The organism is Betaproteobacteria bacterium (genome assembly GCA_016791345.1).
Classification (GTDB): Bacteria; Pseudomonadota; Gammaproteobacteria; order Burkholderiales; family JAEUMW01; genus JAEUMW01.
In genome coordinates this window covers 23,158-31,902 of record JAEUMW010000125.1, presented here as the reverse complement: position 1 = coordinate 31,902, position 8,745 = coordinate 23,158, and the positions used below count along the sequence as shown (strand labels likewise).

Below are 8,745 nucleotides of genomic sequence, written 5' to 3'. Positions count from 1 at the left end.
CGACGGTCCGTTTCGAGCACGTGCATTTCGGCTATGAGTCGAAGCGCACCATCCTCCACGACGTGAGCTTCGAGATTCCGGCCGGCAGGAAGGTGGCGGTGGTCGGCCACTCGGGTTCCGGCAAGTCCACGCTCGCGCGCCTGCTGTTTCGCTTCTACGACGTGAATGGCGGACGCATCACCGTCAACGGGCGCGACCTGCGCGAGCTGAGACAGTCGAGCCTGCGTGCGGCGATCGGCATCGTCCCGCAGGACACGGTGCTCTTCAACGACACGATCTACTACAACATCCTCTACGGGCGCCCGAACGCGTCGCGCGAGGAAGTGTTCGAGGCGGCGCGTGCGGCGCACATCCACGACTTCATCGAAGGTCTGCCGGACAGGTACGAGTCGCGCGTCGGAGAGCGCGGCCTCAAGCTCTCGGGCGGCGAGAAGCAGCGGGTGGCGATCGCGCGCGCACTGCTCAAGAACCCCTGCATCATGATCTTCGACGAGGCCACCTCCGCGCTCGACTCGCGCTCGGAACAGGCGATCCAGACGGAGCTCGCGCGCGTCGCGACCGGGCGCACCACGCTGGTGATCGCGCATCGGCTGTCGACCGTGATGGATGCCGACGAGATTCTCGTCATGGATCACGGCCGCATCGTCGAGCGCGGCACGCATCGCGATCTGCTGGCAATGGCAGGGGTGTACGCGAGCATGTGGGCGCTGCAGCAGTACGAGCGCGATGTCGAGGAGAGCGGCACCACTGCATCGGCGAGAGCCGCGGTCATCAGCCAGCCTTCGCTGGAAGACGCACCGTGACGAGCGTTCCGCGACCTTCGGCGCCGTCGCCGAGGGTCACTGCGCCGCCGTGCCGCTCGACGATCTCGCGCACGATCGCGAGTCCCAGCCCGCAACCTTCCTGCCCCGTCCCCAGCACGCGATAGAAGCGTTCGAACACGCGGCTGCGCTCGCTCTCGGTGACGCCCGGTCCGTTGTCTTCCACTTCCAGGATGGCGTCGCTAGCCGCACGCGCGACGCGTACCGTCACGCGTCCGTCTGCCGGCGTGTAGCGCACGGCGTTGTCGATCAGGTTCGAAAGCAGCTCGCGCAGCAGCACGGCGTCGCCGGTGACTGCCACCGCCTCTGCCGCGGCTTCGAAGCCGAGATCGATGTTCTTGCGCAGCGCGGCCGCCACCCAGTCGGCCGTCGTCTCGCGCGCAAGCTGCCGGAGATCCACGCACTCGAAGCGCTCGGCGCGGTCGGCGCCAGGCTCGGCGCGGGCGAGCGCGAGCAGTTGATTGATGAGATGCGCGCTGCCTTCCGTGGCGGAGTGGATGTGCACGAGAGAGCGCGCGAGCGCCGCCGGATCGCGCTCGCGCAGCGCGAGCTCGGTCTGCGTCTTGAGACCGGCGAGTGGCGTGCGCAGCTGATGCGCGGCATCGGCGACGAAGCGCCGCTGCGCAGCGAGCGTTGCGGCGAGCCGCTGCAACAGCCCGTTGATCGCGCCCACCATCGGCCGCACCTCGCGCGGCGCCGTTTTCGCGTCGAGCGCGCTCAAGTCGCGGTGCGAGCGCCGCTGGATGGCATCGACCAGCGCTTCCAGCGGCCGCAGCCCGCGTGCGACGCCGAGCGCGACGAGGATGGCGGCGAGGACGAGCAGCAGCACCTGCGGCAGCAGCATGCCGATCAGGATCTCGCGCGCCAGCAGGCGGCGCTTGACCAGGGTCTCGCCCACCGCGACGGTCGCGTAATGGCTTGCCCCCGCCCCGGGCAGCACGACGGCGACGGCCGCCACGCGTATCGGCTCGCTGAAGAAGCGCGCGTCGTAGAACCGCGGTTTGCCGGTCTGCGCCGGCTCGCCCGGTGTGGCGGGCAACTCGCGATGGCCGAAGACGAGATCGCCGCGGCCGTCGCTCACGCGAAAGTAGACCTGGTCGTGCTCGTCGGCCTCGAAGAACTGCAGCGCCGCCTCCGGCAGGTCGACGTGGACGCGGCCGTCGGCGATGCGCAGACGCCCGGCCAGGGCGAGCACCTGGCTCGCCAGCGCGCGGTCGTAGGCCAGGTCGGCGAAGCGGAAGGCGAGGCCATAGGAGAAGAGGGCATCCGCCGCGAAGAGTGCGCCCAGCGGCACCAGCACCCAGGTAAGCAGAGTGCCGCGCAAGGACCTGGCGCGCGGCTCAGCGGGGCTTGTCAATCAGGTATCCCAGGCCGCGAATGGTGCGAATCACCACGCCGGAGGGTTCGAGCTTGCGGCGCAGCCGATGCACGTACACCTCGACGGCGTTGGCGCCGATCTCTTCTCCCCAGCGCGACAGGCGTTCGGCCAGATGCTCCTTCGCTACCACGCGACCGCAGCGGGCGAGCAGAACCTCCAGCACGCCGATCTCGCGCGCGGAGAGTTCCAGCGCCTGTCCGTTCACCGAGGCACGCCGGCCGACGCTGTCGAAGATCAGGGGGCCGAAGCCGATCTCGGTCTTGGCGCCGAACTGGCTGCGGCGCAGCAGCGCCCGTGCGCGCGCTTCGAGCTCGGCGAGATCGAAGGGCTTGACGAGATAGTCGTCGGCGCCGCGGTCGAGCCCCGTCACCCGGTCGCCGACGGCGTCGCGAGCGGTGAGTATAAGGACCGGCGCACGGCCGCCGCGATGCCGCAGCCGCCGTAGCACTTCGAGGCCGTCCATCCCCGGCAGACCGAGATCGAGAATCACGAGATCGTAATCCTGCACGGCGAGCGCGGCGTCGGCCGTCGTCCCGGAATCCACTCGATCGATGGCGTAGCCCGCCCCGGCCAGCGAGCGCTGAATGCCGTCGCCGAGCACCGGGTCATCCTCGACGACTAGTATCCGCATGCGCTCGACGTAAGTTTGCCGTAAGGGTCGACTGCTACAGTGCGCGGCGCTCGGCGCGCCGGTGGGAGCCTGACATCGCGTGCCGGGAGCGGATCATCATGTGGACCAGACGCTTCGCGCTCATTCTTCTGGCGGCTTGCAGCGTGTCGGCCTTCGGCGCCGAGACGCTTCCTGCTGCTGCCGGATTATATCCGGACCTCGCGCGGCTCACGCTGCGACAGGCCGCCGACATGTTCGTCGAGCGCAACCGGGAGCTGCAGGCGGCGCGCCGCAATGTGGAGGGCGCGGAGGCCGACACGCTGTCCGCCGCGGCACGGCCGAATCCCGTCGCAGCCGTCAACGTAAGCGGCCTCGGGCCGCGCAACACGACGGTGAACGGTGTTTCGGCCACACGCTATCCCGATACCATCGTCTCGCTGTCGCAGACCTTCGAACGCGGGAACAAGCGGGAACTGCGCACCGAGGCGGCGCAGTTCGGCGTCGACGCCTCGCGCAGCGATCTCGCCGATACCCTGCGCCTGCAGCAGGTGGTGCTCGCCGACGCGTACTATGCGCTGCTCTTCGCGCAGATGCGCGCGCGCATCGCAGAGGATTCCGCGCTGCTTTTCCGCCGTACGATGTCGGCGGTGGAACTGCGACTGAAGGCGGGGGACGTTGCTGCGAGCGATGTCTCGCGCATCCGTGTCGATGCGTTGCGTGCCGAGAACGAGGCGCGCCTCGCCCGCGCCGATCTCGCCAAGGCGCAGACCGCGCTGGCGTACCTGATCGGCGCCGAGGCGCAGGCGCGCCGCATCGTTGCCGACGACGGCTGGCCGGCACCGACGTTGCCGCCGGAGTCGGATCCCGAGTCGGTTCTCGAGCACCGTGCCGACGTGCAGGCAGCCGTCGCGCGGCTCAAGGCCGCGGAGAAGCGGGTCGGCCTCGCCCGGGCCTTGCGCACACGCAACGTGGATCTCGGGGTGCAGTACGAAAACTACCGCGAGGACACGAAGAACAACACGGTCGGTTTCACCGTGTCGGTGCCGCTTTTCGTCAACTACTACTTCGAGGGTGAGATCGCGCGCGCTGAGGTCGAATACACGGCGGCACAGGAGGATCTGGGGCGCGTGCGTGCGCTCGCGCTCGGGGATATCGAGCGCTCCCGCGCCGATCTCGATGCAGCCGCCGAACGCGCACGACGCTACGACGAGCTCCTGCTCAAGGAAGCAGAGCGCGCGGCGAAAGGTGCAGAACTCGCCTACGAGAAGGGCGCGTCGGGCGTTCTGGAACTGCTCGATGCACGCCGCACCCTGTACGCTTCCCGCATCGAGGCGGTCGGCGCCAGGGCCGACTATGCGCGGGCTCTCGCCGCGTGGCTTGCCTCGGTGGGTGAATCGCCCGACGCATCCGGCGCGGCCGAGCGCGCTCCCGTGGAAACTCCGCAATGAACATCCGCCGCACCCTCGCCGTGCTCCTGCCCATCGCGCTGGCGACTGCAGGCGTGGTCGCCGTGTATCAGTTCGTTACCCGCGAAGTGCCGCGGGACAAGCCGCAGGCCGCGGCGCCCGCCCAGCTCGGTCCGACCGTCCTGCGCTATTCGCCCGGCGCGCCGCAGCTCTCGTTCCTGCACATCCAGCCGGTGGCGAGCTACCCCGAGCCCGTGACCGAGCCATTGGGCGGGCGTGTCGCCTACGACGAGAATCGCACCGCCCGCGTGAGCTCACCGATTGCCGGCCGCGTGACCAGGCTGCTCAAGCAGGCTGGCGACACGGTGAAGGCCGGCGACCCGCTGGCCGAGATCGACGCGCCGGATTTTGTCGCCGCCCAGGCCGACGCGCGGCGCGCTGAAGCCGACGTGGCGCAGAAGCGAGCAGCCTTCGAGCGCACGCGCACGTTGGTCGAAGGCGAAGTCGCGCCGCGCCGGGAGCTCGAAGCAGCGCAATCGGATCTCAAGCAATCCGAGGCGGAGATGAGACGCGCGCGCGAGCGGCTGAACATCCTGAACCTTGGTCGTGCAAGCAGCGGTGACCGCTTCGTGCTGCGCGCGCCCATCTCCGGCATCGTGACCGAGCGCCATGCCAATCCCGGCAGCGAGGTGCGCCCGGATCTGCCCGATCCCCTTTTCGTGATCAGTGATCCGACACACCTCTGGGTCATCGTGGACGTGCCCGAGCGCCTCATTCCGCGCATCGAACGCGGCCAATCGGTGTCCGTCGATGTCGACGCCTTCCCGGCGGAGCGCTACGGCGAGCGCTTCGTTGGATCGATCGATCACGTCGGCGATGTGCTCGATCCGGACACGCGGCGTGTGCCGGTGCGGGCCAGCGTTGAGAATCCGAAGCGCATGCTGAAGCCGGAGATGTTCGTCCGCGCCACACCGCTCATCCCGCATGGTCGCGAACTGGTACGTGTGCCGAACGCCGCGCTGGCGACGGAGGGTCTCTTCACTTTCGTCTTCGTCGAAAAGGAACCCGGCGTGCTGGAGCAGCGTCCGGTGACGCTTGCCGTGCGCGGACGCGACCAGAGTTTCGTGGAGCAGGGGCTGCAGCCCGGCGAGCGCGTGGTCACGAGCGGCGCCATGATGCTCAACTCGGAACTGGTGAGCGGAGAGTAGTCGATGCTCGAACGGCTCATCACCTTCGCACTGCAGCAGCGCGTCTTCGTCATCGTTGCCTCCGTGGTGATCGCGGTGGGCGGCCTGTACGCCTGGGAAAAGCTGCCGGTCGAAGCGTTCCCTGACGTGCAGGACGTGCAGGTGCTCGTCGTGACCCAGTTTTCCGGTCAGGCGCCGGAAGAGGTCGAGCGTGCGGTGACGCTTCCGATCGAGCGCGAGATGAGCGGCGTGCCGCGCATGACCCAGCTGCGGTCGGTGTCGATGACCGGGCTCTCCGTGGTGACGCTGACTTTCGCCGATCGCACGGACGACTACTTCGCGCGTCAGCAGGTCATGGAGAAGCTGCAGAATGTGACGCTGCCGCCCGGCGTGCAGCCGAGCCTCGGGCCGCTCACGAACGCGGTCGGCGAGGTCCTGCGCTATGTGATCGAGCCGCCCGAGGGCATGCCGCTGGCAGAGGTGCGCGCCGTGCAGGACTGGGTGATCCGCCCGGCGCTGCGCCGTGTGCCGAACGTGGCCGACGTGGTGAGCTTCGGTGGCGTGGTGAAGGAATACCAACTGCGCATCGATCCCTACCGGCTGCGCAAGCACAACGTCACCATCGATCAGGTGGCGCGCGCCCTGGCGCAGAACAGCGCGAACGCGGGCGGCGGTCTGCTGCGGCGTGGCGACGAGGCGATGGTGATCCGCGGCGTCGGCATTTTCCAGAATCTCGACGACATCGCGCAGGTGGTCGTCGCCACGCGGGAAGGTCGACCCATCGTCGCCGGCGATCTCGGTGAAGTGATCATCGGTGCGCGCCCGCGCTCGGGTGTCGTCCTCTTCAACGAAAAAAACGATGTCGTGCAGGGCATTGTGCAGATGGTGAAGGGGCGCAACGCGGTGCAGGTGGTGGAGGACGTCAAGCGTGAGATGGAGCGCCTGAAGCCGCGACTGCCCGCGGGCATGAAGCTCGTTGTGTACTACGACCGTACCCAACTGGTAGCGCACACCATTCATACCGTGACCGAGAACCTCGCACTCGGTGCGCTGCTAGTGGTGGCAATCCTGCTTATCTTCCTGCGTCGCTGGCAGGCGGCGCTGTCGGTGGCGGTGGTGATCCCGCTCTCGCTGCTGTTCGCGTTCATTCTCATGGATGCGCTGGGCGTGTCGGCCAACCTGATCTCGCTCGGTGCGGTGGACTTCGGGATCATCGTTGACAGCGCGGTGGTGCTGGTGGAAGCACTGATGGTGCGGCTTACCATCGGCGCCATGGATGGCACCGACCGCCATCAGACGTACGCCTGGCGCATCCAGACGCTGCGCAACACCGCCTTCGTGATGGGCCATCCCATCATCTTCTCGAAGCTCATCATCATCTTGGCCTTCCTGCCGATCTTCACGTTCCAGCGTGTGGAAGGAAAGATCTTCGCCCCCATGGCGTATACGCTGAGCTTCGCGCTGCTCGGGGCGATCCTCCTCACGCTCACGCTGGTGCCGGCTCTCCTGAGTTATGCGCTGCGGCACGGGGATCTCACCGAGAAGCACTCGCGCTGGATGGACCTGGTCACTGAGCGCTACATGACGCTGCTGCAGTGGTCGCAGAAGCATCGCCGCATCGTCGTGCTGCTGTCGGTGCTCACGCTGGCAGTGGCGGTCGGACTGGCGCCACGACTCGGCAGCGAGTTCCTGCCCAAGCTGGACGAGGGCAATATCTGGCTCACCATCACGCTGGCGCCTTCGACGTCCATCGACAAGACAGAGGAAGTGGCGCGCTTCGTACGCGATGTCCTGAACGAGTATCCGGAGGTCAACAACGTCATACCGCAGGTCGGCCGCCCGGATGATGGCACCGACCCGAAGGGGCCGAACAACATCGAGATCCTGGCGGACCTCAAGCCGCACGAGACCTGGCGCTTCCATTCGAAGGAGGCGCTGATCGCCGACATGACGTCCAAGCTCAAGGTGATACCGGGTCTGCCCACCAACTTCTCGCAGGTGATCCAGGACAACGTCGAAGAAGCACTGTCGGGCGTGAAAGGCGAGATCTCGGTGAAGATCTCCGGACCCGATCTCGATCTGCTGGAAGACAAATCAGAACAGGTGGCGAGCGTGCTTCGTGGCATCCGCGGGGCGACCGACGTGGCCGCCATCAAGGTCGGGGGGCAGACCGAGGTGGACATCGTCATCGATCGCCCGCGGCTGGCGCGCTACGGGATGACGGTGAGCGACATCGCGCAGACGATCCAGACCGCCCTGGCGGGCACGGCGGTCAATGTCTTCTATGAGGGAGATCGACGGTTCGACGTCACCCTCCGCCTGGACAAGCCGTTTCGGGACGCTGTGGACGATATTCCCTCGCTTCCGGTGGCGCTGCCGAACGGAGAGACGATCCCGCTGGATGCCGTTGCGACCGTCTCGGTGCGCCAGGGGGCGGCGCGCGTGAGCCGTGAGCAGGGAACGCGCAACGTCGCCATCAAGGCGAACCTGCTGGGACGCGACCAGGGCAGCTTTGTTGCCGAAGCGATGGCGAAGGTGAAGGCCCGCGTCAAGCTTCCACCGGGCTACACGATGACCTGGGGCGGGCAGTTCGAGAATCAGCAGCGCGCGCTGCAACGCCTCAAGATCATCGTTCCGCTGTCCGTGCTCGGCATTTTCGTGCTTCTCTTCTCAGCCTTCCGCTCCATGCGCAAGGCACTTCTGGTCCTGCTGATGGTGCCGTTCGTGCTGATCGGCGGGCTTGCCGGACTCGCACTGGCCGACCTGCATCTGTCGATCTCGGCGGCAGTCGGCTTCATCGCCGTGGCCGGGATCTCGGTGCAGAACGGCGTGATCATGGTTGAGGAGTTCATGGGGATCATCGAGCAGGGGAAGAGTCTTTCCGTGGCGGTGATGGAAGGCGCTCGCCTGCGCCTGCGACCGATCCTCATGACTGCGTTGATGGCAGGTCTCGGTCTCCTGCCCGCGGCGCTTTCGCAGGGGATCGGCTCCGAGACGCAGAGACCCTTCGCGGTGGTGATCGTCGGCGGCATGGTGTCGGCGACGCTGTTCACGCTCGTCCTCCTGCCGTTACTGTTTCCCCTGTTCACGGAGGAGGGCAGGGAACTCGCCGGTCAGGATCGCCCCGTCCCTGCCTGAAGCGGCGGCATACTGTTCACCCGCCGCTTGTCAGACTCCGGGCCGGCTTCTTGCTAAAGCGTCCATGCGTCCCGCGATTATCCTGACAAGAACTTCAAGAATCTTTCCTTACCATCTGAATTTTGCTATGTTTCGCGCCAAGGACTACCCGATTCCCGGGCTCCTCGGGTGTGGGAAAAAAGAACTCTGGCTCTCATAAGTGGTG

Annotated in this window: 6 protein-coding genes; 4 read left to right on the top strand and 2 right to left on the bottom strand. The window is 67.0% G+C overall.

Features of this window, described 5'->3' with window-relative positions:
- The coding region (locus JNK68_05115) for an ATP-binding cassette domain-containing protein (GenBank protein MBL8539734.1) at positions 1-803 on the top strand (803 nt) is incomplete at its 5' end.
- Here the strand turns inward: JNK68_05115 and JNK68_05110 are convergent.
- Together JNK68_05110 and JNK68_05105 are read right to left on the bottom strand one after the other, a co-directional pair.
- Entirely contained in the window at positions 772-2,145 is a 1,374-nt protein-coding gene (locus JNK68_05110) for a sensor histidine kinase N-terminal domain-containing protein (protein ID MBL8539733.1), read from the bottom strand. The genes JNK68_05115 and JNK68_05110 overlap by 32 nt on opposite strands.
- 16 nt (positions 2,146-2,161) lie before the next feature.
- Entirely contained in the window at positions 2,162-2,830 is a 669-nt protein-coding gene (locus JNK68_05105) for a response regulator transcription factor (GenBank protein ID MBL8539732.1), read from the bottom strand.
- Between the two features lie 98 nt (positions 2,831-2,928).
- Here JNK68_05105 and JNK68_05100 point away from each other — a divergent pair, with 98 nt between their 5' ends.
- The 3 genes from JNK68_05100 to JNK68_05090 are packed head-to-tail and all read left to right on the top strand — an operon-like array spanning position 2,929 to position 8,540.
- Positions 2,929-4,257, top strand: a complete 1,329-nt coding sequence (locus tag JNK68_05100; GenBank protein MBL8539731.1) for a TolC family protein — start codon at positions 2,929-2,931, stop codon at positions 4,255-4,257.
- Entirely contained in the window at positions 4,254-5,423 is a 1,170-nt protein-coding gene (locus JNK68_05095; GenBank protein ID MBL8539730.1) for an efflux RND transporter periplasmic adaptor subunit, read from the top strand. The genes JNK68_05100 and JNK68_05095 overlap by 4 nt, the downstream gene beginning before the upstream one ends.
- 3 nt (positions 5,424-5,426) lie before the next feature.
- Entirely contained in the window at positions 5,427-8,540 is a 3,114-nt protein-coding gene (locus JNK68_05090) for an efflux RND transporter permease subunit (GenBank protein ID MBL8539729.1), read from the top strand.
- The last annotated feature ends 205 nt before the right edge of the window (positions 8,541-8,745 follow it).